Source organism: Stenotrophomonas sp. NPDC047960, assembly GCF_043204395.1.
Taxonomy (GTDB): Bacteria; Pseudomonadota; Gammaproteobacteria; order Xanthomonadales; family Xanthomonadaceae; genus Stenotrophomonas.
Genome location: NZ_JBIDBX010000008.1, coordinates 224143 through 249754, shown reverse-complemented (window position 1 = coordinate 249754; position 25612 = coordinate 224143). Strand labels below are relative to the sequence as shown.

21 protein-coding genes are annotated in these 25612 nt (G+C 69.2%); 10 read left to right on the top strand and 11 right to left on the bottom strand.

The window, feature by feature from the left end; genetic code table 11:
* Positions 1-3: 3 nt before the first annotated feature.
* From ACGFZ3_RS17640 to ACGFZ3_RS17615, 6 genes are all read right to left on the bottom strand, one after another.
* Positions 4-183: a hypothetical protein gene (locus tag ACGFZ3_RS17640; RefSeq protein WP_392924129.1), complete on the bottom strand. Its 180-nt coding sequence runs from the start codon at positions 181-183 to the stop codon at positions 4-6.
* A 201-nt stretch (positions 184-384) separates the two neighbouring features.
* Positions 385-2268: a DUF885 domain-containing protein gene (locus ACGFZ3_RS17635; protein ID WP_392924126.1), complete on the bottom strand. Its 1884-nt coding sequence runs from the start codon at positions 2266-2268 to the stop codon at positions 385-387.
* A gap of 57 nt (positions 2269-2325) precedes the next feature.
* A complete protein-coding gene (locus ACGFZ3_RS17630; RefSeq protein ID WP_392924123.1) occupies positions 2326-4122 on the bottom strand; it encodes an FAD-binding protein in 1797 nt (598 codons plus the stop codon).
* Between the two features lie 133 nt (positions 4123-4255).
* Complete coding sequence (locus tag ACGFZ3_RS17625; protein WP_392924121.1) at positions 4256-5095, bottom strand: class I SAM-dependent methyltransferase; 840 nt, start codon at positions 5093-5095, stop codon at positions 4256-4258.
* 187 nt (positions 5096-5282) lie between these two features.
* The gene (locus tag ACGFZ3_RS17620; RefSeq protein WP_392924118.1) at positions 5283-6629 is read right to left on the bottom strand and encodes an Nramp family divalent metal transporter; all 1347 of its coding nucleotides are present in this window, start codon (positions 6627-6629) and stop codon (positions 5283-5285) included.
* Positions 6630-6654: 25 nt separating this feature from the next.
* Positions 6655-7605 (bottom strand): LysR family transcriptional regulator, encoded by a 951-nt coding sequence (locus ACGFZ3_RS17615; RefSeq protein ID WP_392924115.1) that lies wholly within the window; start codon positions 7603-7605, stop codon positions 6655-6657.
* Between the two features lie 165 nt (positions 7606-7770).
* On the opposite strand from ACGFZ3_RS17615, the gene ACGFZ3_RS17610 reads away from it, so the two are divergent.
* The gene (locus ACGFZ3_RS17610) at positions 7771-8895 is read left to right on the top strand and encodes an MFS transporter (protein WP_392924269.1); all 1125 of its coding nucleotides are present in this window, start codon (positions 7771-7773) and stop codon (positions 8893-8895) included.
* A gap of 44 nt (positions 8896-8939) precedes the next feature.
* Here ACGFZ3_RS17610 and ACGFZ3_RS17605 read toward each other — a convergent pair whose 3' ends face one another.
* Together ACGFZ3_RS17605 and ACGFZ3_RS17600 are read right to left on the bottom strand one after the other, a co-directional pair.
* The gene (locus tag ACGFZ3_RS17605; RefSeq protein ID WP_392924113.1) at positions 8940-9587 is read right to left on the bottom strand and encodes a response regulator; all 648 of its coding nucleotides are present in this window, start codon (positions 9585-9587) and stop codon (positions 8940-8942) included.
* Entirely contained in the window at positions 9584-12544 is a 2961-nt protein-coding gene (locus ACGFZ3_RS17600) for a triple tyrosine motif-containing protein (protein WP_392924110.1), read from the bottom strand. Before ACGFZ3_RS17600 ends, ACGFZ3_RS17605 begins: the two co-directional genes overlap by 4 nt.
* A 257-nt stretch (positions 12545-12801) precedes the next feature.
* On the opposite strand from ACGFZ3_RS17600, the gene ACGFZ3_RS17595 reads away from it, so the two are divergent.
* The 7 genes from ACGFZ3_RS17595 (at position 12802) to ACGFZ3_RS17565 (ending at position 20615) form a co-directional block, all read left to right on the top strand.
* A complete protein-coding gene (locus ACGFZ3_RS17595; RefSeq protein WP_392924107.1) occupies positions 12802-13458 on the top strand; it encodes a hydrolase in 657 nt (218 codons plus the stop codon).
* A 2-nt stretch (positions 13459-13460) separates the two neighbouring features.
* Complete coding sequence (locus ACGFZ3_RS17590) at positions 13461-13865, top strand: DoxX family protein (protein ID WP_392924104.1); 405 nt, start codon at positions 13461-13463, stop codon at positions 13863-13865.
* A gap of 126 nt (positions 13866-13991) precedes the next feature.
* On the top strand, positions 13992-15839 hold the full coding sequence (locus ACGFZ3_RS17585) for an amidohydrolase (protein WP_392924266.1): 1848 nt from the start codon (positions 13992-13994) through the stop codon (positions 15837-15839).
* Complete coding sequence (locus ACGFZ3_RS17580; RefSeq protein ID WP_392924101.1) at positions 15818-17116, top strand: alginate export family protein; 1299 nt, start codon at positions 15818-15820, stop codon at positions 17114-17116. The genes ACGFZ3_RS17585 and ACGFZ3_RS17580 overlap by 22 nt, the downstream gene beginning before the upstream one ends.
* Positions 17110-18750, top strand: coding sequence for an MFS transporter (locus ACGFZ3_RS17575; protein WP_392924098.1), 1641 nt, complete (start codon positions 17110-17112; stop codon positions 18748-18750). Before ACGFZ3_RS17580 ends, ACGFZ3_RS17575 begins: the two co-directional genes overlap by 7 nt.
* 99 nt (positions 18751-18849) lie before the next feature.
* Positions 18850-19626, top strand: a complete 777-nt coding sequence (locus ACGFZ3_RS17570) for a hypothetical protein (RefSeq protein WP_392924096.1) — start codon at positions 18850-18852, stop codon at positions 19624-19626.
* Positions 19627-19640: 14 nt separating this feature from the next.
* Positions 19641-20615: a zinc-binding dehydrogenase gene (locus tag ACGFZ3_RS17565; protein WP_392924094.1), complete on the top strand. Its 975-nt coding sequence runs from the start codon at positions 19641-19643 to the stop codon at positions 20613-20615.
* A 10-nt stretch (positions 20616-20625) separates the two neighbouring features.
* On the opposite strand, the gene ACGFZ3_RS17560 is transcribed toward ACGFZ3_RS17565, so the two are convergent.
* A complete protein-coding gene (locus ACGFZ3_RS17560; protein WP_392924090.1) occupies positions 20626-21513 on the bottom strand; it encodes a LysR family transcriptional regulator in 888 nt (295 codons plus the stop codon).
* Between the two features lie 121 nt (positions 21514-21634).
* Here ACGFZ3_RS17560 and ACGFZ3_RS17555 point away from each other — a divergent pair, with 121 nt between their 5' ends.
* Positions 21635-22552 carry a M14 family metallocarboxypeptidase gene (locus tag ACGFZ3_RS17555; RefSeq protein ID WP_392924088.1) on the top strand — a complete coding sequence of 306 codons (918 nt, stop codon included), beginning with the start codon at positions 21635-21637 and terminating at the stop codon, positions 22550-22552.
* A gap of 57 nt (positions 22553-22609) precedes the next feature.
* Here the strand turns inward: ACGFZ3_RS17555 and ACGFZ3_RS17550 are convergent, their stop codons facing one another.
* Positions 22610-23767 carry an MFS transporter gene (locus ACGFZ3_RS17550; protein ID WP_392924085.1) on the bottom strand — a complete coding sequence of 386 codons (1158 nt, stop codon included), beginning with the start codon at positions 23765-23767 and terminating at the stop codon, positions 22610-22612.
* Positions 23768-23824: 57 nt separating this feature from the next.
* On the bottom strand, positions 23825-24730 hold the full coding sequence (locus ACGFZ3_RS17545; protein ID WP_392924083.1) for a LysR family transcriptional regulator: 906 nt from the start codon (positions 24728-24730) through the stop codon (positions 23825-23827).
* Positions 24731-24830: 100 nt separating this feature from the next.
* Between ACGFZ3_RS17545 and ACGFZ3_RS17540 the strand changes: the two genes are divergently transcribed.
* Entirely contained in the window at positions 24831-25595 is a 765-nt protein-coding gene (locus ACGFZ3_RS17540) for an SDR family NAD(P)-dependent oxidoreductase (protein ID WP_392924080.1), read from the top strand.
* The last annotated feature ends 17 nt before the right edge of the window (positions 25596-25612 follow it).

The following is a 25612-nucleotide window of genomic DNA, read 5'->3' as shown; positions in this document are numbered from 1 at the left end:
CCGTTACAGCACCTGCGACAGGATCACGGCCAGCGCGCCGATCCAGCACACCAGCACGAACCAGGCCAGCACCGCGTTGGCGGTGATGCCGCGCCTGCGCACCAGCAGGCTCACCACCAGCGCGGCCACCAGCGGCACCAGGAACAGGGCCAGGAACCAGATCCAGGGATGCTGCAGCGTCATCGCGGCACGCCCGGCGGTGCGTACTGCACGGTGGTGTCGGCGTAGCGGGGTGGGTAGCCGCCATTGCTCGGACTGCGGCAAGAACGCATGGGGTTCTCCTGTGGTTCCGGGCCTGCCAGGCAGGCCATGCCCCCACTGTGCGCACCCACCGCGGCGCGGACAAGCGGAATTTCACCGAGGCGTGCTAGGTATTTCTACCGGTCAGGGGGCGCGTCGAGGATCACCGCCGCCACTGGCAAGCCACGCGTCCACGGCCTGCTCCACTACGGTCATCGGCAGCGCGCCGTTGCCCAGAATCAGATCATGGAAGGCGCGGATGTCGAAGCGATCGCCCAGTTGCTTCTGCGCCTTGGCGCGCAGCGCGAGCAGGCGCAGCTGGCCCATCTTGTAGGACGAGGCCTGGCCCGGCTGCACCAGGTAGCGGTTTACTTCGATGCGAACGTCGGATTCGGCCATGCCGGTCTTCTCGCGCATGTACGCGATGGCCTGCCCGGGCGTCCAGCGCTTGCGGTGCAGGCCGGTGTCCAGCACCAGCCGCACCGAGCGGAACATCTCGGCCTGCAGCCGACCGATGTCGGCGGCCGGGTCGTCGCGGTAGACCCCGGCTTCGGCCATCAGCTGCTCGGCATACAGCGCCCAGCCTTCGGAAAACGCACTGGGATTGAGGCTGCGGCGCAGCAGCGGCAGATCGGCCAGGGTCTGCCCGATCGAGATCTGGAAGTGATGGCCCGGCGAACCTTCGTGGTAGGTCAGGGTAGGCGTGCTCCAGCGGGTGTTGGAGGCCATGTCACCCAGGTTGATGAAGAAGGTGCCCGGGCGCGAGCCGTCCATCCCCGGCGGGTAGTAATAGCCGCCGGGCGAGGTGGCCTGCATGTGCGCCGGCACCGGCTGCACCAGCAGTTTCTGTGGAGGCAGGTGGCCGAAGTAGGTGGGCAGGAGCGGATCCAGGTTACGCAGGCGCTGTTCGATGTCGCCGATCAGTTCCCTGCGGCCGGCATCGCTGTCGGCATAGCGGTAACGCGGATCGTCGCCGAGGGCCCGGATCCGCGCGGCCACGGTGCCATCGCGCAGGCCGATCTGGCGCAGGCGCGCGTCCATGCTCTTTTCCAGGCGCGCCACTTCATCCAGGCCGATCTGATGGATCGCGTCGGCACCCAGGTCGGTGCTGGTGTACCAGCGCAGCGCCGCGTCATAGAACGCGTCGCCGTGCGGCAGCGCCCACATGCCGTTGTTGCCGGGGTGGGTGGCCTGCAGCGCCTGCACGCGATCGAGCAGGCGCTGGTAGCCGGGGTTGACCGAATCGCGCACGGCCACGGTGGCCTGTTCGACCAGTGCCGCGCGCTCGGCGGCGGGGATCGACGGCAGCGTCTCCAGCTTGCGCTGCAGCGACGCCACCCACAGGCTGTCCTTCGGTGCCGGTTTGAGCAGGGTGCGGAACTGGCTGGCCGCGCCGGCCAGGGCCAGTTCCGGTGGCACCACGCCTTCGGCGGCCTGCATGTCGAGGTTGGCCCGTACCTGGTCCAGCTTGCTGCCCATCGCGTTCAGGCGGGCAATATACTGGCGCGCACTGGTCACATCGGTGACGGCGTGCTGGTTGTCGAAGAACTGTGGCAGGTTCACCGGCAGGCTGAACAACTGGTCCACCGCGTAGGTGCTTCCTCCCACCGGCAGCCACGCCGCCGCCCACGGCACCGCCATCAGGTCGATCTGCGCCTGGTAGAACCAGCGCGCCAGGCCGTCGCTGAGCTGTTGCTGCGGGTCCAGCGGCGCGCCCTTCCAGGCCTTGATCGCGGCCAGGTTGTCGGCCAGGAAGCGGCGGTTGACCTCACGCCGGGCCAGCGACACATCGGTGAGCTGGTCGGAAGTGTCGCCCGCGCCATCGCCGCTGATCCCCAGCAGGGTTTTCAGTTCCGGATCGGCGTTGATCGCCGCCATGGTCTGCGCATCGAGCAGTGCGTTGAAGCTCTGCGTCGCCGGGACGCCGGGAGGGGCAGGCGCGGTCTGCGCGGCAGCGATGCCGGGCAACAGCGCGGTTGCGAGGGAGAGGCAGAGCAGGACGTTTACGGCGGGCAGGGACGCGGGCACGGGCGGACTCCAGCAGCGGGCGGATTGCCCGCAGCCTAAGCCAGGGCAGCCGCCGCGTCAGCTGCGCGGCTCGAACCCGTCCGCGCTCCAGTCTTCGCTGCCGACGCCGTGATGGATCACGAACAGCCCGTCCGGGTCGTAGCGGCGCTTGGCTGCCAGCAGGCGGGGGTAATGCGGGCCCCAGAACGACTGCTGCCAATCGCGCTGAAAAAAATCGCACTCGGAAACGTAGGTCGGCGCGGCAGGCAGCACTTCACGGAGCGCAGCGTAGGATCGACCGACCCTGGCGCTGCCCTCGCGCGCTTCCACCTCGTCCACCGCGCCGCCGCTGCCGGCGAACACCGGCCCGCCAGCGTTGCCGATCAGCGCCAGCGCGAACGCATCCAGCACCGCAGGATGCATGGCGGTATCGCGGCTGGCCGCGAGCGCATCGGCCGGTGCGCCGAACAGGCCCTTGTTGCAGTGCAGTTCCACCGGCATGTGCGCCGCGGCGTTGCAGATGGCCGCGGCGGTGGCATCGCGGCGGGCATCGTCCAGCAGCGCGGAAGGCATCCACGCGGAGGCATACCCATGCAGGTACCAGCCGACCTGGCCCTGGTCGCCCTTCCACAGCATGTGCGTGGCGCGCGCGCCAACCCGCGTGTCTTCGGCGATCAACGTTGGGGCATGCTTGCGGAAGAAGTCCGCGTCCCACATGTGCTGGGCGGGCAGCGCCAGCGCCTGCAGGGGATCGATCACGGTGTACTGCGGGCGCGCGGCCACCCACGCCGCAAACGGCGCCCACACCGCCACAGCCTGTTCCTGGCTCAGCCCCTGGAACACCATCGACACGCCGAAGGTGCGATGGCTGTCGAAGCGCAGCTGTTCGCCCCACTGCGCATTGCACAGGGCATCGCGGTAGAAGCGCAGGACTTCGGCGGCCAAGGCGTGGTAGGCCGCGTCGTTGTCGGCCTTGACCTTCATCGACACCCCACCGAACGTCGCCGGCAGGGCATGGGTGCGCAGCGTGATCCGCGTAACCACGCCGAAACTGCCGGCGCAGCCGCCCTTGAGCGCCCAGAACAGCTCCGCATCCTGGCTGGCGTTGACCACCCGCACACGCCCATCGGCGGTGACCACTTCGGCTTCGAGCAGGCTGGCCGCTGCAGTGCCGAAACGTTTCGAGAAGCTGCCGAAGCCGCCACCGGTGACCAGACCCGTCACGCCCACCGAGGTGCAGCCGCCGCCCTGGACGTAGCGGCCGGCGCGGGTGGTGACCGCATCGTAGGCATCAATCCACATCGCACCGGCGCCGAGGCTGACTGCCGGCTGCGCGGCGGTACCCGTGGGCGCGCCCTGGGCCACGAAAGCATCGTGCAGCGCGACCTGGTTCATGGCGCGCGTCCAGACCAGCAGCGAATCGGGCGCGCAGGAGGTGCCGTGGTAGCTGTGCCCACCGCCCCTGACCACCAGCCGCAGCCGGTGCCGCCGCGCGAAATCGACCGCCGCCGCCACATCGGCGCTGTTGGCGGCGGCTATCACCCGCGCGCTGGGCCGCGACAGCCACGCCCCGTGGTAGCCACTGGTCTGGGTCAGCGCAGGCTCGTCGCCGATGAAGAACGGGTTCTGGATCTGCGCCAGTGCCTCGGCGCGGGCAGCCGCATCGGCGAGGAAGGGGGAGACCGGGATCGACAGCCGTCCACCGACGGCGCGGGACAGCTGGTTCCATTCGTTCGCAGATGGCCACCCGGCGGCACCGGGACGGACACGAGCGAAGGCGTTCCGTGACGCCTTTGCAGTGCCCGCAGCGGCCTTCTGGACCAACGGAAGCAAGGGCACGGCCAGGCCGGCTTTCAGGCAGTCACGACGTTTCATGGCAGTCACAGGCAAAGGGCGATGAACCCAGCATGTGCCCCTCAACCCTTGCTGTCATTGGCCTGGGGCCGAATGGCGGTCACCCGGGACGAATGGCGGCGGCGGGGTGACATGGGTGTTGGCCGGTTCGCGGTCAGCAGGCCCGGATCGACCAGCACGCAGCGGTGAACACTACCCGATCGCCCCGCACGAACGGTGCGAACGCGTCGACCACGGTCGACAGCACCCGCTGCCTGACGTCCCGATCCAAGCCCTTGGCCCGCAACGCCTGCCCGACCGGCCCCAGCAGTGACACGTACGTCGGCAGATCGTCGCGGGCGATGCTGCATTCCACGTCGAGCGGAGCGATGTCGATCTGGTCCCAGCCACTGTCATCCAGGATATCCAGCACATCGTCCGCATCGGCAAACGCAAACTGCCCCGGCCCGACTTCCGCCCGCGCCGGCAAGGTCAGCAGCGACGCAGCGGCGCGCTCGGCGGTGGTCATGAACGGATTCTCGCCCGGGCTGCGCCAGGCGATGGCATGCAGCATGCCGCCGGGACGCAGCGCCTGCCACAGGTTGCCGAACGCGCGCACCGGATCATCGAAGAACATGACGCCGAACCGCGACACGATGCGGTCCAGGCTGGCGGGGGCAAAGGGATGCTGCTGGACATCGCCCACGGCGAAATCGATGGACTTGCCTGCCGCCAGCGCCCGCGCACGCGCGACCGCGATCATCGGCGCGGAAATGTCCACGCCGCTGCACCGGCCCTGTGGACCCAGCCGATCGGCGATGGCCAGGCAGACCGCGCCGGTACCACAACCGACGTCGAGCACGCGGGCATCTGGCTCGGCGGCAATGGGATCGGCAAGCATCGGCTCGAAGCCGGCGAACATGCCATCGAGCAGGGACTGCGCCTGTACCCAGGCGTCGCCGGCGGGGCCGTTCCAGAGGTCGTGCTGCGAAGGAGGCGATGTGGCGTGGGCCATGTCGGAAATTCCAGGAGGACTCCGCGCACTGTGCCACCTCAACTGTGATTGAGGTCAAGAGCAGACAGGCAGGGCCTGTCGCTACGCGGCCAATGCGTACAGCCGGAACGGAGGCGACCGGATGTGTCCGGGTCTACGCTCGTTACGCAACCCTTCGCAGCGCCGGGCCATGCCCGGCGACCCCCGATCACCCCACCAACGTTTCCGCCAACAACTTCACGTTCAACGCCACGATCACCGCGGCAATCACCCACGCCAGCGTCAACAGCCATCGCGGGGCCACCAGCGTGCCCATGCGTGCTTTGTCGCCGACGAACATCACCAGCGGAATCACCGCGAACGGCAGTTGCATCGACAGCACTACCTGGCTCAGCACCAGCAGCCGCGCCGTGCCCTGTTCGCCGTAGATTGCGGTGACGATCACGACCGGCACGATGGCGATGCCACGGGTCAGCAGGCGGCGCGCCCACGGGGCGATGCGCAGGCGCAGGAAACCTTCCATCACGATCTGCCCGGCCAGGGTAGCGGTCACGGTGGAATTGATGCCCGAGGCGAGCAGCGCCACCGCAAACAAGGTCGAGGCCACCCCGACCCCCAGCATCGGTGCCATCAACTCATGGGCCTGCTCGATCTCCTGCACGTCGGTGCGACCGTTGGCATGGAACACCGCTGCGGCCAGGATCAGGATCGAGGCGTTGATGAACAACGCCAGCATCAACGCGATCGTGCTGTCGGTGACGGCCCAGCGCAGTGCGCTGCGCCGGCCGCTGTCGGTACGCGGGTAGGCACGGGTCTGCACGATGGACGAGTGCAGGTACAGGTTGTGCGGCATCACGGTGGCACCGATGATGCCGATCGCCAGGTACAGCGCATGCGGGTTGGTGACCACCTCCGCGCGCGGGATGAAGCCGCCCAGCACTGCCATCAGCGGCGGCGCGGCCAACGCGATCTGCACCACGAAGCAGGCAGAGATCACCAGCAGCAGGGCGATCACGAACGCTTCCAGCGCGCGGAAGCCGCGATGCATCAGCCACAGCACCAGCACCACGTCCACGGCGGTGATGATCGCACCCACCACCAGCGGCAGCCCGAACAGCAGTTTGAGCGCGATGGCGGTGCCGATCACTTCGGCCAGGTCGCAGGCGATGATGGCGATCTCGCACAGCACCCACAGGCACAGGTTCACCGGTCTGGAAAAATGGTCGCGGCAGGCCTGTGCCAGGTCGCGGCCGGTGGCGATGCCCAGCCGCGCCGACAGCCCCTGCAGCACGATGGCCATCAGGTTGGAGAGCAGGATGACCGACAGCAGCAGGTAGCCGAACTGCGCGCCACCGGCGATGTCGGTCGCCCAGTTGCCCGGGTCCATGTACCCCACCGACACCATGTAGCCGGGGCCCAGGAAAGCCAGCAGCCGGAACCACCAGTGTCCACCGCTGGGCACGGCCACGCTGGCGTGCATCTCGCCGAGGCTGGGGCGATTGCCGGTGGCCTGCGGCCACGCGGTGACGGTCGGGGAGGTGGGTTCCGCGCTCATGCCCGCCAATATAGCAGCGGCTATATTATAAAGGTGAGGGCATCGGCAACGACCGCATGCCATGGGTATGCGGCAGGCTGGCCTTCATGGCATCGATGAAGGCGCGCAGCCGCGAGGGGATCTGGCGCGCGGCGGGGTAGACCAGGTGCACGGGCAACGGTGGCGCTTTCCAGCCGGGCACCAGCTGCACCAGGCGTCCCTCACGCAGGTCATCACCCACCAGCCACGCAGACACCACCGCGGCGCCCAGGCCAGACACGGCCGCCCGGCGCACGACAAACAGGTTGTCGGTGAGCAGGCGCGGCTGGATGTCCACCCGCAGCGCCGGACCGTCATCGGCCGGAAGCAGGGTGAAGCGATCGCGGTAGAAGGTGGTCAGGGCGATCCACGGCAGGCCGGGCAGCAGGGCGGGATCGTGCAGGTCGGCCGCGTCCAGCAGCGAAGGTGCGGCAATCACGATCCGCGGCACCTCCGCCAGCGGCACCGCCACCAGCTGCGGTTCCTCTACGCCGCCCACCCGGATGGCGCAGTCGATCCCGTCGGCGATGAAGTCCACCGGCTGGTCTTCCAGCATCCACTCCAGAGTGACCTGCGGGTGACGGGCCATGAACTGCAGCATCGGGTCCAGCAGCTGGGCCTGGCCGAAGGCATGCGGCACCACCACCCGCAGCCGTCCCCGTGGTACGTCCACTTCGCCACGCAGGTCCGCCTGGATCGCATCCCAGTCATCCACCAGGGCGCGAGCGTGCGCATAGCAGCGCTCGCCGTCCTCGGTAAGTGTCATCTGATGGGTGGAGCGCTTGAGCAGGTGCAGGCCGAACAACCGTTCCAGCGTCTGCAGCCGGCGGCTAACGGTCGGCTGGGTCGTGCCCAGCTGTACCGCGGCCGCCGACAGGCTGCCGCTCTCGACAATGCGCACGAAGGTGGCCAGCAGGTCGATCCGGTCCGCACCGGATGCCGGGAAGGGCGTGCTCATACAACCTTCGTATGATGGATATGTACCGAAGCCTACTACACGCCTTGATCTACAGGCGCGATGCTGACTCCACTTTCTTGAAGCGTGGAGTGGCTCATGTCCAGCGTGCATACCCCGGCGATGGCCGTACCCCGGCCTGCGGTGCCGTCGCGGCTGATCGTCGCGATGGCGGCCGGGGCCGGTTTTTCAGTGGCCTCGATCTACTACAGCCAGCCGATGCTGGGCGTCATCGCCAGCGGGCTGGGCAGCGACGCGCAGGCTACCGGCATGGTGCCAACCCTGACCCAGCTGGGCTACGCGCTCGGCATCCTGCTGCTGGCGCCCTTGGGCGACCGCTTCGACCGCCGCCAGCTGATCCTGCTCAAGTCGGTGCTGCTTGCCACCGCGCTGGCCGGAGCAGCGCTGTCGGGCAGCCTGCCCACCCTGCTGCTGGCCAGCCTGCTGATCGGGCTGATGGCCACCGTGGCCCAGGACGTGGTGCCGTCGGCGGCGATGCTGGCACCCGAAGCCGAGCGCGGCGCGGTGGTGGGCAAGGTGATGACCGGGCTGCTGCTGGGCATCCTGCTGTCGCGGGTGGCCAGTGGGCTGGTCGCCGAGGCCCTGGGCTGGCGGGCGATGTTCGGTATCGCGGCCGCCTCGGTGGTGGTGATGGCGTTGGTGCTGGCGCGCGAGTTGCCGCACCTGGCACCGACCACGTCGTTGCGGTATCCGGCGCTGCTGCGTTCGCTGGCTCACCTGTGGCGTGGACAGCCGCAACTGCGCCGTGCGGTGTTCGCGCAGGGGCTGCTGGCGGTAGGCTTCAGTGCATTCTGGTCGACCCTGGCAGTGATGCTGCACGACCGGTACCAGTTGGGCAGCGCGGTGGCCGGAGCCTTCGGCATCGCCGGTGCGGCCGGTGCGCTGGCGGCGCCGCTGGCCGGCCGCTGGGCCGACCGGCTGGGCAGCCACGCGGTGGCGCGTATCGCGATCGGGATTGCCTTGGCGGGGTTTGCAATGCTGCTGCTGGATGCGTGGCTGCCGCGGGTGGCGATCGTGCCGTTGCTGGCGTTCAGTGCCGTGGTGTTCGACTTTGGGTTCCAGGCCGCACTGGTATCGCACCAGACGCTGGTCTACGGGTTGGCGCCGGAAGCGCGCAGCCGGCTCAATGCGCTGCTGTTTACCGGGGTGTTTCTGGGCATGGCCGCAGGAGGGGCGCTGGGCGCGGTGGCGTTGGCGCACGGTGGATGGAGTGCGGTCGCTGGGTTGGCGACGCTGGCGGCCGGGTGCAGTCTGGTGGTCCGGTTGCGCTGAGCGGCTTCGCTGGGTGGGGCGTGGTTGCCGGGCAGGGCCCGGCACTACGGGTCGATGTCCAGGGTGATGATGCCGCGCTTGAGGGCGAGGGTGACGGCGTGGGTGCGGTCGCGGGCGCCCAGTTTTTCCATGATGTTCTTCATGTGCGCCTTGACCGTCTGCTCGGAGATGCGCATCTGTTCGCCGATGCTCTTGTTCGAGCGCCCGGCAGCGACATGGCCCAGCACTTCGGTTTCGCGGGGTGACAGGCTGTCTTCAACCACGTGTGCGGCGATGCTGGCCGCCAGCGTGGCCGGAATGCCGGCGCGGCGGCCGCTGTGCACGGTGCGGATGGTGTCGACCAGTTCATGGCGCAGCATGTCCTTGAGCAGGTAGCCGCTGGCCCCGGCCTGCAGCGCACGCACCGCGCGCACATCGCCGCGGTAGGTGGTGAGCACGATGATCCGCGCCCGCGGGTCGAGGTGGCGGATGCGGGTGATCGCTTCCACTCCGTCCACACCGGGCAACTGCAGGTCCATCAGCACCACGTCCGGTTGCAGGGCCAGGTACTGGGCCACCGCCTCCTCGCCATCGGCCGCTTCGCCCAGCAGGCGCATGTCCGGCTGCAGGCCGAGGAGTGCGGCCAGGCCGTCGCGCAGCAGGGGGTGGTCGTCGACCACCAGGATGCCGATCGGCAGGGATGCAGCGGTCATGCGGTTTCTCCGGAAGTACGCCGCCACCGCCAGCGCCGACGGTGGTGGCGATAGATGCGCTCGCCAGGCAGGGACAATTCTATTTCGGTACCCACCCCGGGGCGCGACCACAGCCGCAGGCGCCCGCCGAGCCGTTCGGCGCGTTCGCGCATGCCGACCAGGCCCCAGCGGCCGTCTGGCAGGGTGGCCGGCAGTCCGCTGCCGTCGTCGCGGATGTGCAGGCGCAGGCCGCGGCGGGCGTAGATCAGCTCGATGTCCACGGCCTCCGCGGCCGCATGCTGCAGGGCGTTCAACAACGCCTCCCGGCCGATCAGGAAGACCTCTTCCGCGGCATCGTGACGCAGCGGCTTCGGCGTGCCTTCCACGTTGAGGCGCAAGCACGGGCTGCTGCTGTCGGCGGCGCGCTCGCCATACACCTGCACCAGCGAGGCGCCCAGGTCCTGGTAATCATCGCTGCCTTCGCGAAGCCGGTTGACCCGTTCGCGGCCTTCGGCCAGCGCGCTCTCGGCCTGCTGCATCGCCGCTTCCAGTGCTTCGCGCACTTCCGGGCTGGCGTGCGCCGAACGGCTTACTGCATGCAGGCGCAGGATCAGGCCCTGGGTGCCCTGCAGCAGGGTGTCGTGCAGTTCACGCGCGATGCGCTCGCGTTCGGCGTGGCGCTCCTGCAGGCGCGCGCGTACCAGACGGGTGAGGCTGCGGCTGCGCAGACGCATGGCCAGGGCCAGCAGGGCCAGCATCGCCAGCACGCACGCGGCGCTGAACCACAGCGTCTGGTACCACATCGGTGCGATGGTGAAACTGCGCTGCGCGACTGCGGTGCTCCAGACCTGGTCTTCGTTGGCGGCGCGCACCTCGAAGCGGTACGGGCCCGGCGGCAGGTTGGTGTAGAACGCGCGGGTAAGGCTGCCGGCCTCCTGCCACTCCGCGTCCAGTCCCATCAGGCGATGCTGGTAGCGGGTCCGCTCGGGGCGTGCCAGCGACACGGCGAGGTAGTCGATCTGCAGTTGCGCGGTGCCGGCCGGCAACTGCAGGCCATCGCGCAGCGGCTGCTGCCGGTTGCCGGAGGTGACCGTGTCGATGTGCGGCAGCAGCGCCGGTGCGTTGGGCCGGTCCTGCAGCGTGTCCAGCCATGCCAGGCCCTGGTTGGTCGCCACCCACAGCAGCCCGTCCGTAGCCAGCAGTGCGCTTGACACCGGGGTGGCCTGGGTGGCGATTCCCGGCATGCCGTCGGCGGTGTCGTACAGGCGCGGAGCGGTTTCCCTGCCCGCGTCGACCGCCTGCTCCAGCGCGTCGGCGCTGGCCCGGACCAGGCCGCGGCTGCCGTTGAGCCAATAGTAGCCGCGGGTGTCGCGCGCGATGCCGGTAATGCCTTCGAAGACACCTGCGGTGGCGGCCAGCGCGGTGCGGAAGCGTCCGTCCCGGCCGAGCAGGGCCAGACCGTTCTCACCGGCGACCCAGATCCGTGCGCCGATCATCGCGGTGGACGTCACCGGGCCCACGTCCAGGCCGTCGGCGCGGGTGTAGTGACGATAGGTGCCGCTACCGCCGACCCGCAGCGTGCCGTCGGGGTAGCCGATGGCCACCTGACCGTCGCTGCCGCTGGCCAGCGCGGTACACGCCTGCGGCGGCAGGGCCGGGTCCTGGATCCAGCGCCCGGCGCGGTAATGCAGCACGCCGCCATTGCGGAAGCAGAACCAGGCTTGGTCATGGCCCAGCGCCAGCATCGCGCGCGGCTCATGCGGGGCAGGAATGCCTTGCGGTACCAGCGGCGTGCGCTGACTGCGGTCGATCCGCAGCAGGCCCTCCTGCCCGGTCAGCCACAGCGGTCCGGACGCCACAGGCGGACCCGGCGAGCGTCGCGCCGGGGCCGCGTCCACCCCCTCGCGGCGCAGCGCCATCGGCCGCAGGTCCTTGCCATAGCCGAACACCTCACCTTCGGGCGTACGTGACAGCGTGCGCAGGGGGTCGGCCGGACCGGGCAGCGCCAGTGCATGCACCAGTCGCTGGCGGAACCGGTTCAGGCCCAGGTTGGAGCCGACCCAGAGGTTGCCTTCGCGGTCCTGCAGGAGCGGCCCGGCGGTGGTGGAGGCCAGCCCCTGCGCGGCGTCGAAGTGCTCGACCCGGTTGCCGCCGCTGTCGTCGGCAGCGACGTGGAAGATGCCGCCGTTGGCCACGAAGCTGCCCCACAGGCTGCCGTCGGAGGTGAAGCGGATGCGTCCGGCCAGCAGCCCCGGCAGCCGATGGGCGTGGCGGTGTGCGGCGGTCACCAGGCCACGTGCATCGCCAATGGGCATCACACCCTGCTGGCGGTCGGCCAGCCACACCTGGCCGTCCCCGCGCTGGGCAAGCGAGGAAAACCGGGACACCGCCAGGTGCATGCGCTCGAAACGGCGGGCATGCGCGCGCAGCCGCCACAGTTCGTCGCCGGCCAGCAGCCACAGCGTTCCGGCGCGGTCGCGCAGTGCCCAGTGCGCCGGTATGTCGCCAATGCCCATCGCCTCGGTTGGCGCTTGCCAGCGTTCGCCGTCGAACCAGCGCAGGCCTGCATCCGAGGCGGCCCACAGGCGGCCGCTCGCATCGCGTTCCATGCGCGGGATCAGTCCCGGGCGCAGGCCGTCGCGGCTGCCGAAATCGCGCGAGCCGTGTGCATCCAGGCGCGTGATGCCGCCGTTGAAATACGCAATCCACAGCGTGCCATCTGGATCGACGGACAGCGAGGTCATGTTCGCCGAGGGGAACGAGCCGCCATTGGGCGGGGCCACCCGCTCGAACTGGCGCCCGTCGAAGCGGTACAGGCCCGCGCCAGTGGCCAGCAGCAGTCGGCCATCGGGAAGCTGGGCGATGTCCCAGATATCACCCGGGGCCCCTTGGCCGACCACCCAGGCGCTGTGCCCGTAGGCGTCCAGGCCGGCCGCGGCAACCGGCAGCGGTGCCAGCAGCGCGAGAACCAGTGACACCAGGAGTGCACGCGGCGCCCGCCACGCGGCTGCCGGAACGGGGAAACGAAACACGTGGGACGCATGCGGCATGCGGGGATTGTCGCAGGCCAGGGGCAGTGCACGACTACCCTTTTGGGGCAGGCGCGCGCCGGCGTCGATGCGCTAGCGGCGCCGCGTCTCCCCCAAAAGAGTAGCCAACGCCACCACCCAAGGGGGGTAGGGCATTGCCGCTCCGGCGACGACCATGAGCGGATCCGACCACCCAGGAGTTCTCCATGACCACCGCCACCGCCGTTGCCGGCGCCTCGTTGCTGTCGCCGGCCGATCACGCCCTGGTGCTGATCGACTTCCAGTCGCAGATGGCCTTCGCCACCCGCACCATCGATATCGCCGCGCTGCGCAACAACGTCGCGCTGATCGCCAAGGGCGCTGCCGGGTTCAAGGTCCCGGTGGTGCTGACCACCGTGGCCGAAAAGTCGTTCTCCGGCCCGATGTTCCCGGAGATCGCGCCGATCTTCCCGGGCCAGAAGGTGTTCGATCGCACCTCGATGAACTGCTGGGAAGACCAGCCGGTGATCGATGAGATCAACCGCATCGGCAAGCAGCGTGTCGTCATCGCAGGCCTGTGGACCAGCGTCTGCATCGTCGGCCCGGCGCTGTCGGCCATCGACCAGGGGTTCGAGGTGTATGTGATCACCGATGCCTGCGGCGATGTCAGCGATGAAGCACACGAGCGTGCGGTGACCCGCATGGTGCAGGCCGGCGCGGTGCCGATCACCTCGGTGCAGTACCTGCTGGAACTCCAGCGCGACTGGGGCCGCAGCGCCACCTATGCCTTCACCACCGGCATCGCCCGCGAACATGCCGGCGGCTATGGCCTGGGCATCCAGTACGCCAAGAGCATGTTCGGCGCACAGGAAGGCGGGCACTGAGCATGGGCGGCGCCACCGGCCTGGACCTGGGCCTGCTGGTGCTGCGGCTGGCAGCAGGTGGTTTCCTGCTGCCGCATGCGCTGGGCAAGCTGTTCGGCTGGTTCGGGGGGCCGGGACTGGCCGGCTTCGCCGATGAACTGCGTGGCTTCGGCCTGCCTGCACCGGCACCGGCGCCGCTGCTGCTGGCGGTGGTGCAGGTGCTGTCCGGGGTGGCCGTGCTTGTGGGCTGGCAGGTGCGCGTGGCGGCCACGGTCGCGGCGCTGTTCCTGGCATTCACCGCCGTGCTGGCCCTGCCCAGGGGCTGGTTCTGGATGCGCGGCGGCATTGAATACCCGTTGTTCTGGACGCTGGCGCTGTGCGCCATCGCCTTGGCCGGTCCCGGCGCGCTTGCATTGCAGTTTCCATGAGCGGAGACGTCCACCATGACCGCTGATCCCACGCTGCCTGGTCGCCGTGACGTGCTGCTCGGCGCTGGCGCTGCCATGGCGCTGGGCCTGGCCGGCCGCGCCTTCGCCACGTACCCGGAGAAACCCATGACCACGCTGCTCATCCGCAATGCCCGCATCACCACGCTTGACCCGCACCTGCCGCACGCGGATGCGCTGGCCGTGGTCGATGGCCGTATCGCCGCCATTGGCACCGAAGCGCAGGTGCGCGCAGGCCTGACCGACGCGACGGTGATCGACGCCGGCGGCCGCCGGCTGGTGCCCGGACTCAACGACAGCCATACCCACCTGATCCGCGGCGGCCTCAACTACAACCTGGAACTGCGCTGGGACGGGCTGCGCTCGCTGTCGGACGCAATGGCCATGCTCAAGGCGCAGGTCGACAACACCCCGGCACCGCAGTGGGTGCGGGTGGTGGGCGGTTTCACGGCCGAACAGTTCGTGGAAAAGCGCCTGCCGACGCTGGCCGAAATCAACGCCATCGCGCCGGATACGCCGGTGTTCCTGCTGCACCTGTACGACCGCGCGCTGCTCAACCGCGCCGCGCTGCGTGCCTGCGGGTACGACAGGAACACGCCCGACCCGCCCGGCGGGCAGATCGCACGCGACAGCCTGGGCAACCCCACCGGGCTGCTGCTGGCCAAGCCGAACGCGCTGATCCTCTACGCGACGCTGGCCAAGGGCCCGCGCCTGCCGATCGAGTACCAGGCCAATTCGACCCGGCACTTCATGCGCGAACTGAACCGGCTGGGGATCACCTCGGTGATCGACGCCGGCGGCGGCTTCCAGAATTACCCCGAGGATTACCAGGTCATCGAGCAGCTGCACCGCGACGGTGAACTGACGGTGCGCATCGCCTACAACCTGTTCACCCAGAACAAGGGCAAGGAAGTGCAGGACTTCCAGCACTGGAGCGAGATCCTCACCCCGCGCCAGGGCGATGACCTGCTGCGCCACAACGGCGCGGGCGAAATGCTGGTGTTCTCAGCGGCCGACTTCGAACTGTTCAACGAACCGCGCCCGGAACTGCCGGCAGGCATGGAGCCGGAGCTGCATGAAGTGGTCAAGCTGCTGGTGGAAAAGCGCTGGCCGTTCCGCATCCACGCCACCTACGATGAAAGCATCGACCGCATCCTGGATGTGTACGAGCAGGTCAACCGCGAAATTCCGTTCGACGGCCTGCACTGGTTCATCGACCACGCCGAGACCATCACCCCGCGCAACATCGACCGGATCAGCGCGCTTGGCGGTGGCCTGGCGATCCAGCACCGCATGGCCTACCAGGGCGAGGCCTTCGTGCAGCGCTATGGCGCTGATGCGGCGCGGCACACCCCGCCGGTACGGCGCATGCTGCAGGCGGGCGTACCGGTCGGCGCCGGCACCGATGCCACCCGCGTGGCCAGCTACAACCCGTGGGTGGCGCTGTCGTGGCTGGTCACCGGTCGCACCGTGGGTGGGCTGGCCCTGTATGGCGAAGAGAACCTGCTCGAGCGCGAGGAAGCGCTGCGCCTGTGGACCCAGGGCAGCGCGTGGTTCTCCGGCGACGACGGCCGAAAAGGCACGCTGGCGGTCGGCCAGCTGGCGGATTTCTGCGTGCTCTCGTCGGACTTCTTCGCGGTGGACGATGCCGCCATTGCCGATATCACCAGCGTGCTGACCGTGGTCGGCGGACGGGTGGTGCATGGCGAAGGTGACTTCGGCCCGCTCGCGCCGACACTGCCGCCGGCAATGCCGGACTGGTCACCGGTCAACCGCTTTGGCGGCTACCACGTCGGCGGCGCGGCTACCGGGCTGGTGGCGCATTCGCATGCACACGGTCACGGCGCAGGTGCCTGCCGCACCCATGGCCACGGCCACGCGGCGGCGCATGCGGTGCCTACCGATGCGCCGAACGCGTTCTGGGGCGCGCTGGGATGTTCGTGCTTCGCCTTCTGAGCCTGGCACTGGCGTCGGCGGTACCGGCGCTGGCGTTCGCGTGCACGCCGGATGGGTCGGGGCGCTGCATCGCGCTGGACGGCGGTGGCGAGGTACAGCTGGAGGCGTCCCTGCGCCTGCGCGGCATGTATTACGACCCGACCCGCTTCGGCATCCAGGGCCGCGAAGATGGCTATGGCCTGCTGCGTGCGCTGAGCTCGGTGACCGTCACGCGGGACCGCTGGGAAGCGATGGCGCAGCTGGGCGTACATGCAGAGCAGGGCCGCGATGGCGGCCCAGGTGGCACCGACCGTGGCGCGCTGGACCTGCAGCAGGGTTACCTGCGTTGGCACGGTGAGCGACTGTCCTGGCAGCTCGGGCGGCAGGAGGCGGCCTATGGCAGCTCGCGCCTGCTGTCGGTGCGCGATGGCCCCAACATCCGGCTGGCCTTCGACGGCGTGCGCGGGCGCTGGCAGCAGGGTGCACTGACGCTGGACGTGATGGCGCTGCGCCCGGTCGATAACCGCATGGGCGCCTTCGATGACCGCAGCGACCAGGGCCAGTTCCTGGTTGGCAGCTACGCCACCTGGCAGGGCGCACGGCCCGGCAACGGGCTGGACCTTTACCTGCTCGGGTATGGCCGCGATGGCGCACGCTTTGCCAGTGCGGTGGGCGACGAGCGCCGCACCTCGCTCGGCGCGCGCGGGTTCGTGCTGCAGCCGCGCTGGAACGCCAACATCGAACTGGTCGCGCAGCGCGGCACGTTGTCGCGCGCGCAGGGCGATCTGGCGATCCGCGCCTGGACGCTGGCCACCGACAGTGGCGTTCGCTGGCCGGGTCATCGCTGGCATCCGCGGTTGGGTGTCAAGCTGGACATCGCCAGTGGTGATCGTGACGCGCACGATGGCCGCCTGGACACCTTCAACGCGATGTACCCCAAGTCGGCGTACTTCAGCGAAGCCAGCCTGCTGGCGCCGGCCAACCTGATGGATGTGCAGCCGACCCTGTCCTTGACGCCGCGCCCGGGCCTGACCACCGAGATCGGCTGGCAGCTGGCCTGGAAGCACCGCCGCAGCGATGCGGTGTACACCACCCCGGCACCGCTGGCCGCCGTGCCCGGCACGGCCGGCACGCCCCGGCGGATCGGCCAGCAGTACAAGTGGGAAACCAGCTGGGAGGCCAGCCGGCACTGGACCTGGAAAGGCCAGCTGGCCTGGTTCGAGGCCGGTCCCGGCCTGCGTGCGGCCGGTGGCCGCGACACCCTGTTTGCATCGGTAGTAGGAGCATGGCAATGGTAGATACACACGAAAACGCCGCCCCGGGCGCGTGGTCGCCACTGAAGATCAAGCTGTTCCGCGCGATGTGGCTGGCGATCCTGGGCAGCAACGTCGGCACTTGGGTCAACGATGTGGCCGCCGCGTGGGTGATGGCCGAGCGCACCGGCTCGCCATTGATGGTGGCGCTGGTGCAGTCGGCCACCACGGTGCCGGTGGTGCTGCTGGCGCTGGCCGCCGGCACGTTGGCCGACATCGTCGACCGCCGCCGCTACCTGCTGTTCACCCAGGGCTGGATGCTGCTGGTGGCCGCCACCCTGGCCACGCTGACCGCACTGAACCTGCTGACCCCGCCGTTGCTGGTCGGGCTCACTTTCGCCATGGGCTGCGGCGCAGCAATGGCGATGCCCGCGCAGGCGGCGATCGTCTCCGAGCTGGTGCCACGGCCGATGCTGGCCTCGGCCGTGGCGTTGAATTCGATCGGCATCAACATCGCGCGCTCGCTCGGCCCGGCCATCGGCGGCCTGATCGTGGCGCAGCTGGGCGCGGGGTGGGCGTTCGGCCTGAACGCGCTGAGCTTCGCGGCGATGCTGTGGGTGCTGTTCACCTGGAAGCCCGAAGCGCACGTGTCGAACCTGCCGCCGGAGGGCTTCGGCGCCGGACTGCGCGCAGGCCTGCGTTATGCGCTGCGGGCCGGGCGCCTGCAGGCGGTGCTGATCAAATCGGCCGGGTTCTTCTTCTTCGCCAGTGCGGTGACCGCGCTGCTGCCGCTGGTGGTGCGCAGCGAACTGCATGGCGGGGCGGGTACCTATGGCCTGCTGCTGGGCTGCATCGGCGTGGGTGCGGTCAGTGGCGCCCTGGTGCTGCCCAGCCTGCGCGCGCGGTTGGACCGCGACCTGCTGGTGCTGCTGGCCACGCTGGCCTGCGCGCTGAGCCTGTTCGGCCTGGCGTGGCTGCGGCACATGGCGCTGTTGCCGCTGGCAATGCTGGTCAACGGCTTTGCATGGATCACGGTGCTGTCCTCGCTGCAGATCGCCGCGCAGACGGCGGTACCTGCGTGGGTGCGGGCGCGCGCGCTGTCCCTGTACATCATGGTGTTCTCGCTGGGGATGGCGGCCGGTGGGCTGAGCTGGGGCAGCATTGCCCAGCGCACCTCGATCCCGCTGGCGCTGACCATCGCCGCAGTGGGTGCGGTGATCGGCGGGCTGCTGGTGTGGCGGGTGCGCATTGCCGGCAGTGAAGAGCTGGACCTGCGGCCGGCCGGCCATTGGCCCGCGCCAGAGCTGGCGGTGCCGGTCACCCACGACCGGGGACCGGTGCTGGTGACGGTGGAGTACCACATCGACGATGCCGACCGCGCCGCGTTCCATGTGTTGCTGGGTGAGCTCGGCAGTACCCGCCGCCGCGATGGCGCGGTGATCTGGGGCGTGGCCGAGGACGTGGCCACGCCGGGCATCCACCTGGAATATTTCGTGACCCCCTCCTGGATCGAGCACCTGCGCCAGCATGAGCGGGTGACGGCCGAAGACCGGACCCTGCAGGAGAAGGTCAGGGCACTGCACCGCAATGAGCATGCGCCGATCGTGCGTCATTTCGTGGGTGGCACGGGCGCCTTGAAGGCGCTGCAGCACGGTCACCAACATCCCGCACTTGGGTGATGGTTCCGGTGCATCACCAATGGTGGTGCGCTGCCGGTCATGGCACCTTCTTAACCGCAATGCGCGTATGGTCGGTGCTCTTTGAGCGGGAGTGAATGCATGCGCTGGATCGTGTTGTTGGCCGCCTTGGCCATGCCGTTGGTGGCGTGGTTGTCCCAGACCGGTCAGTTCGGCCCGACCAATGGTGCGATCTCCGACCGCTATCCCACGTTGCTGGTTGCGGCCGGCTATGCGTTTTCGATCTGGGGCCTGATCTTCCTGTGGGACGTGGCCTTCGGGCTGTGGCAGCTGCGCCAGCGCCGGCCCGATGACAATGCCGGGGTGCGCGGCTGGGCGGCCGCCGGGTTCGCGCTGACGGCGGCGTGGATGCCGGTATTCTCCAACCAGGCGTTCCTCCCGGCGCTGGCCATCATCTGGCTGGCGCTGGTGTGCCTGCTGGTTGCGGCGGTACGCGCGGCGCCGGCCACCGCCAGTGCCGGGCAGCGCGCCTTCGCTGCCTATCCGCTGGCGCTGCACGCAGGCTGGCTGACGATGGCCGCCTTCCTCAACACCGCCCAGGTGATCGTGGCCTACCAGTGGCTGCCGACCGGCGACATGCTGTCGTGGAGCGTGGTGCTGCTGGCGCTGGCCACCCTGCTGGCGTGGGTGATGAATCACCGTCTGCGTGGGCACTTCGCCTACCCGGCGGCGGTGATCTGGGCGCTGGTGGGCATGTACGTCAAGCAATCCGGCTGGCGCCTGCCCGGTGCCGATACCGTGGCCGTGCTGGCGCTGGCCGTGGCCGCGCTGCTGGTGCTGCAGACCCTGCTGCTGCGTACCCGGGCCTGGCGCGCACCGCGCGTGGGCGTGGTCGCCGCACACCGCCATCGTCGTTGATAGAGGAGATTCGCATGCGCGCTGCATTGCATGAACAGTTTGGTGACCCGACCGTTGTCCTGCATGGCGGTGAGGCCGCCACGCCTGATCCCGGTGCGGGCGAGGTGCGCATCCGCACCGTGCTGGCGCCGATCCACAACCATGACCTGTGGACCGTGCGCGGCCAGTACGGTTACAAGCCCGAGCTGCCTGCCATCGGCGGCAGCGAAGGCACCGGCGTGATCGACGCGCTGGGCGAGGGCGTGACCGGCCTGCAGGTGGGGCAGCGGGTCAGTGCGGCGTCGGTGCATGGCACCTGGGCCGAGCAGTTCATTGCGCCGGCGCGGATGGTGATTCCGATGCCGGACAGCATCGACGATGAAACGGCCGCGCAGCTGATCGCGATGCCGCTCAGCGCGTTGATGCTGCTGGAATTCCTGCAGGTGGAAGCCGGACAGTGGATCGTGCAGAACGCGGCCAATGGTGCGGTCGGCAAGGCGCTGGCGATGCTGGCCAAGGCGCGCGGCGTGCACTGCGTGAACCTGGTGCGGCGCGATGCGGGCGTGGCCGAAATGGCGGCGCTGGGCATCGACAACACGATTTCCACCGCGCAGGCGGACTGGGTGGCGCAGGTGCAGGCGCGGGTGGGCGAAGGTGCGGCCGCGGCGGTCGATTCGGTCGGCGGGCGTGCCAGCGGCGAGTTGCTGGGCCTGCTGGGCGAGGGCGGCACGCTGGTGTCGTTCGGCTCGATGACCGGCGAGCCGATGCAGCTGGGCTCAGGCGATGTGATCTTCAAGCAGGCCGTGGTGAAGGGCTTCTGGGGCAGCAAGGTGAGCCAGAACATGGCCGCGGAAAAGAAGCGTGCGCTGGTGGGCGAGCTGCTGAAGCTGGCCGCGGCGGGCGGCCTGAGCCTGCCGGTGGACGCCGTATTCGGGCTGGACCAGATAGCAGAGGCGGCGAAAGCCAGTCTCGAACCGGGCCGCAACGGCAAGGTCCTGCTGCGCCCGTAAGGGCGCGGCGTTACACCCGCAGCGCGTCGATCACCACGCGCAGTGCGCTGGAAGATTGGCGGCGGCTGGGGTAGTAGGCGTAGAAGCCGTCGAACACATCGCACCAGTCCTCCATCACCCGGTGCAGGCGCCCTGCAGCGATGTCCTCCAGCACCATCTCTTCCAGCAGATAGGCCAGCCCAGCGCCGGCCAGTGCGGCGCGGTGCATGGCGATGCTGCTGTTGAAGGTCCATTGCCCCTGAACGCGCACGTTCACGTTCTGCTCGTCCCGGCGCAGGTCCCACACCATCAACCCGCCGTGGGTAGGCAGCCGCAATCCGATGCAGTCGTGTGCGGCCAAGTCACCTGGCCGCAGCGGCGCGGTGTGGCTCCTGAAGTACGCCGGGCTGCCGACGATCGCCATCCGCTGCGGGCCGGTGACCGGCACCGCGATCATGTCCCGTGCGACCCGTTCGCCGAGCCGGATGCCGATGTCGTAACGCTGTTCGACGATATCGGCAAGTTCATAGTCGATGGTCAGCTCCACGTTCAGATCGGGGTAGCGGGGCAGTACGTTCGCCAGGCGGGGCCATACCACCGTGTTGGCCACGTGCTCGGAGGCGGTGATGCGGACGGTGCCGGCCGGACGGTCACGGTACTCCGCCACGGCCGCGATCTCTGCTTCGATTTCCTCCAGCCGCGGTGCCACGCTCACGTACAGGCGTTCGCCGGCTTCGGTCATCGACACGTTGCGGGTAGTGCGGGTCAACAGGCGGACACCGAGCCGCTCCTCCAGCGCCCGCACGGTATGGCTGAGCGCAGACTGCGATACGCCCAGCTGCGCGGCAGCACGGGTAAAGCTGCGCTCGCGCGCTACGGTCACGAAGACCTGCAGGTCATTGAAGTTCTCGCGGGCCATGAGGGCAGCTGCGGCGCATGACGGTCATGCCAGCCCATGATGGCCGGGAGCCATGGCGATTGGTAGGGGCGTGGGGTGCAGGCTAGAATCGCGGTTCTTCCGTGACAACCGCGAGCCCCGCATGAACGACACCCGCTTTTATCCCATCGGTACCCCCGGCCAGCCCTGGGGCGATGCAGAGAAAGCGGAGTGGCGGGCGCGGCAGTTGCCGGTGCGGCGTTATGCCGACGATGTGCTGCCGGTACTGGACCAGCTGCGCGCCCAGTTCGATGTGGTCCAGTACGGCACGCTGGAGTACGCACCGGACAGCTACCCGCTGTTCGCGGTGCGCAGCCGTGACTGGAACCCGGCGCTGCCGTCGGTGCTGGTCACCGGTGGCGTGCACGGCTACGAAACCAGCGGCGTGGAAGGTGCACTGCAGTTCCTGGCCACGCGTGCGGCCGACTACGCAGGGCGCGCCAATGTGCTGGTGGCGCCGTGCGTGAGCCCATGGGGCTACGAGCGCGTCCAGCGCTGGAATGCCGATGCGATCGACCCGAACCGCTCGTTCGTGGCCAGCAGCCCGGCGCAGGAATCGGCAGCGCTGATGGCCCTGGTGGCGCCGCTGCGTGACGGCATGGTGCTGCATATCGACCTGCACGAAACCACCGACAGTGACGAAAGCGAGTTCCGCCCGGCGCTGGCCGCGCGCGATGGCAAGGCGTTCGCCCCGGGCCTGATTCCCGATGGCTTCTACCTGGTGGACGACACCGAAAACCCGCAGCCGGCGTTCCAGCAGGCGGTCAACGCGGCGGTGGAGCGGGTGACCCATATCGCCCCGGCCGACGACAGGAACGAGATCATCGGCTCGCCGGTGGTGGCACCGGGGGTGATCGAGTATCCGCTGAAGAAGCTGGGGCTGTGTGCCAGCATCACTGGTGCGCGCTTCACCACCACCACCGAGGTGTATCCGGACAGCCCGCGCGCGACCCCACAGCAGTGCAACGATGCGCAGGTGGCGGCGGTGTGCGCGGCGATCGATTACGCGCTGGCGCATTGAGCATTGCAGGCGTGCACCGCCCGATGACGGTGCGCGCTGTCCACGCAGGGTGTGGACCTACGCCTTCACCCAGCGGGCGGTGATGCCTACCAGCAGCAGGGCTGCTGCGACCAGGCAGAACGCCGTCGCCAGACTGCTCGCTTGGGCGACGACGCCGATCAGGGCCGGGCCGGCGAGCACGCCGGCGTAGCCGAGGGTGGTGATGGCGGGGATGGCCAGGCTTTCCGGCATGGTCCTCTGGTTGCCGGCCATCGAGAACAGGGCCGGCACGATGTTGGCGCAGCCCAGGCCGATCAGGGCGTAGCCGAGCAGGGCCGGTAACAGGGCGCTGGCAAAGGTGGCGATGCCGAAGCCGGCGGCGGCCACGAGGCTGCCCAGCAGGATCGCGCGCAGCCGGCCGAGTTTCGCCACGATGCCGTCGCCGACCAGGCGGGTAACCGTCATGGCGATGGCGAAGGTCATGAAGCCCAGGCCGGCGCGGTCCGGTGGTACCTGCTGCACTTCATGCAGGAACACCGCGCTCCAGTCGAGCATGGCCCCCTCGGCAAGGAAGGCGACGAAACAGAGCACGCCGATCGCCAGTACCACGCCATGCGGGATCGCGAATACCGGGGCGCCGCTCGGCGCGCGATCGCGCCGCCAGTACGCTACCGATAGCGCCAGCACTACCGCCATCGCCACCGACGCCAGTACGCACACCCACAGCGGCGGCAGCCGCAGCGCCAGCAACGCGGTCATCGCAGCAGCACCCACCGCACCACCGATGCTGTAGAAGGCGTGGAAGCCGGACATCATCGGCCGCCCGCTGTCGCGCTCCACCATCACCGCCTGGATGTTCATGGTGCAGTCGCAGGCGCCCACACCGGCGCCGAACACGAACAGGGCAAGGCCCAGTGTCCACGGCGAGGGCGCGATGGCCAGCAGCGGCAGGCTCGCCATCACCATCAGCAGGGTGGCGATCATCACCGCGCGGCAGCCATGGCGCGCGGCCAGGATGCCGGCCAACGGCATTGCCAGCAGCGAACCGGCGCCGAGGCACAGCAGCACCAGGCCGAGCGTGCCTTCATCCAGTCCGGCGCGGCTCTTGGCGAACGGCACCAGCGGGGCCCAGGCGGCGGTAGCGAAGCCAGGCAGGAAAAACGCAGCACGGGTGGCGTGCTGTTCGGCGGTTCGTGCGCGTGGGCTGTCGGAAAGGGCGTTGCTGGCATCCTGCATGGCACTGAAAACGATTACAGAAGGACGCCCAGCTTACCTGCACCCCCTCGCCCCAGGTCAATCCGGGCGGCCCAGCTCCGGCGTGACCAGCGCCGCCAGCCAGTCCATGAAGGCCGCCACCCGGCGTGGCAGGTGCCGTCGCTGCGCGTACAGCAGGGTGACCGGCATCGGCTCGGCCACGCACTCCGGCAGGATTTCCACCAGCGTCCCGGCGGCCAGCGCCACGCGCGCACCCAGCCGTGGCACCTGGATGATGCCCAGCCCGGCCAGCGCCGCCGCACTGTAGGCCTCGCCACTGTTGACCGTGATGGCGCCGCGCATCGGCACGCTGCGGTAGGCCTGGCCATCGTGGTACTCGAAGCCCGGCGAGCGCTGGCCGAGCGTGCCCACGTAATGCACCAGCGCATGGCGCGACAGGTCCTCCAGCGAGCGTGGCACGCCGTGTGTGGCGAGGTAGGCCGGGCTCGCGCAGTTGACGATGTGCATCACCCCCAGCGGGCGCGCTACAAGCGTGCTGTCGTCCAACGGGCCGACCCGGACCACGCAGTCGAAGCCTTCGCGCACCAGGTCGACGCGGCGGTCGGTGCCGCTCAGTTCGATCTCCAGCCCGGGGTGCCTCTCAAGAAACCCCGGCAGGCGTGGTATCACCAGCTGCCGGGCGAGCCCGCTGGACATGTCCACCCGCAGCCGGCCTTTGAGCTGGGTGTCACGGCGGAACATGCCCTGCAGGTCTTCCATGTCGTCGAGCAGGTCGCGGGCACGCTGCTGGAACTGCGCGCCATCGGCCGTCAGCCGCACCCGGCGGGTGGTCCGGTGCAGCAGCTGCACGCCCACCTCCGCCTCCAGCCTCTGGACGGCCAGCGATACGCTGGCCTTGGGCAGGCCCAGCTGCTCGGCGGCGGCCGTAAAAGAGCCCAGTTCGGCAACGCGCAGGAAACTGCGCAGGTGGTCGAGGCGGTCCATGGATTGTTCGCTCTGGGTGGACAGTCAAATCAGGATTGCGTGGTTTATGTGATTGTGCAATGCCAATAGTCTGGCGTCACACCTCATCCAGGAGCACTCCATGTCCCTCTCCACTTCCCGTGTCGTGCTGATCACCGGGGGCAGCCGTGGCCTTGGCCGCAACGCCGCCCTGGCGCTGGCGGCCGACGGTGCCGACATCCTGCTGACCTACCGTCGCCGGGCCGATGCGGCCGACGCCGTGGTCGCCCAGATCCAGGCGCTGGGCCGGCGTGCCGCCGCGCTGCCGCTGGACATGGCCGACAGCGCCGGCTTTGCCGGCTTCGCCATGGCCGTGCAGGCGCAACTGCAGGCCTGGGGCGCGGCCGGCCTGCAGGGGCTGTTCAACAATGCTGGCGAAGGCCTGTATGCGGGGTTCGCTGACACCACCCCGGCCCAGTTCGACGAACTGGTCGCCGTGCACCTGAAAGGGCCGTACTTCCTGACCCAGGCGCTGCTGCCGCTGATCGCCGATGGCGGCCGCATTCTCAACGTGTCCAGTGGCCTGGCCCGCTTCTCGCTGCCGGGAAGTTCGGCCTACGCGATGATGAAGGGCGGTATCGAGGTCTTCAGCCGTTACCTGGCCAAGGAACTCGGCGCGCGCGGGATCAGTGCCAACACGCTGGCGCCGGGCGCGATCGAAACCGACTTCGGCGGCGGGCATGTGCGTGACAACGCCGACATCAATGCGATGGTGGCCGGCAACACCGCGCTGGGTCGCGCAGGGCAGCCGGACGATATCGGACCGGTGGTTGCCGCGTTGTTGTCGCCGCGCACGGGCTGGATCAACGCGCAGCGCGTGGAAGCGTCGGGCGGCATGTTCGTCTGAGTGCGAAAGCATCGCAT

Excerpts from the sequence above, each read along its gene's own strand:
- ACGFZ3_RS17640 (WP_392924129.1), bottom strand. The coding sequence starts at position 183 with ATGACGCTGCAGCATCCCTGGATCTGGTTCCTGGCCCTGTTCCTGGTG.
- ACGFZ3_RS17630 (WP_392924123.1), bottom strand. The coding sequence starts at position 4,122 with ATGAAACGTCGTGACTGCCTGAAAGCCGGCCTGGCCGTGCCCTTGCTT.
- ACGFZ3_RS17625 (WP_392924121.1), bottom strand. The coding sequence starts at position 5,095 with ATGGCCCACGCCACATCGCCTCCTTCGCAGCACGACCTCTGGAACGGC.
- ACGFZ3_RS17620 (WP_392924118.1), bottom strand. The coding sequence starts at position 6,629 with ATGAGCGCGGAACCCACCTCCCCGACCGTCACCGCGTGGCCGCAGGCC.
- ACGFZ3_RS17615 (WP_392924115.1), bottom strand. The coding sequence starts at position 7,605 with ATGAGCACGCCCTTCCCGGCATCCGGTGCGGACCGGATCGACCTGCTG.
- ACGFZ3_RS17610 (WP_392924269.1), top strand. The coding sequence starts at position 7,771 with ATGGCGGCCGGGGCCGGTTTTTCAGTGGCCTCGATCTACTACAGCCAG.
- ACGFZ3_RS17605 (WP_392924113.1), bottom strand. The coding sequence starts at position 9,587 with ATGACCGCTGCATCCCTGCCGATCGGCATCCTGGTGGTCGACGACCAC.
- ACGFZ3_RS17595 (WP_392924107.1), top strand. The coding sequence starts at position 12,802 with ATGACCACCGCCACCGCCGTTGCCGGCGCCTCGTTGCTGTCGCCGGCC.
- ACGFZ3_RS17590 (WP_392924104.1), top strand. The coding sequence starts at position 13,461 with ATGGGCGGCGCCACCGGCCTGGACCTGGGCCTGCTGGTGCTGCGGCTG.
- ACGFZ3_RS17585 (WP_392924266.1), top strand. The coding sequence starts at position 13,992 with ATGACCACGCTGCTCATCCGCAATGCCCGCATCACCACGCTTGACCCG.
- ACGFZ3_RS17580 (WP_392924101.1), top strand. The coding sequence starts at position 15,818 with ATGTTCGTGCTTCGCCTTCTGAGCCTGGCACTGGCGTCGGCGGTACCG.
- ACGFZ3_RS17575 (WP_392924098.1), top strand. The coding sequence starts at position 17,110 with ATGGTAGATACACACGAAAACGCCGCCCCGGGCGCGTGGTCGCCACTG.
- ACGFZ3_RS17570 (WP_392924096.1), top strand. The coding sequence starts at position 18,850 with ATGCGCTGGATCGTGTTGTTGGCCGCCTTGGCCATGCCGTTGGTGGCG.
- ACGFZ3_RS17565 (WP_392924094.1), top strand. The coding sequence starts at position 19,641 with ATGCGCGCTGCATTGCATGAACAGTTTGGTGACCCGACCGTTGTCCTG.
- ACGFZ3_RS17560 (WP_392924090.1), bottom strand. The coding sequence starts at position 21,513 with ATGGCCCGCGAGAACTTCAATGACCTGCAGGTCTTCGTGACCGTAGCG.
- ACGFZ3_RS17555 (WP_392924088.1), top strand. The coding sequence starts at position 21,635 with ATGAACGACACCCGCTTTTATCCCATCGGTACCCCCGGCCAGCCCTGG.
- ACGFZ3_RS17550 (WP_392924085.1), bottom strand. The coding sequence starts at position 23,767 with ATGCAGGATGCCAGCAACGCCCTTTCCGACAGCCCACGCGCACGAACC.
- ACGFZ3_RS17545 (WP_392924083.1), bottom strand. The coding sequence starts at position 24,730 with ATGGACCGCCTCGACCACCTGCGCAGTTTCCTGCGCGTTGCCGAACTG.
- ACGFZ3_RS17540 (WP_392924080.1), top strand. The coding sequence starts at position 24,831 with ATGTCCCTCTCCACTTCCCGTGTCGTGCTGATCACCGGGGGCAGCCGT.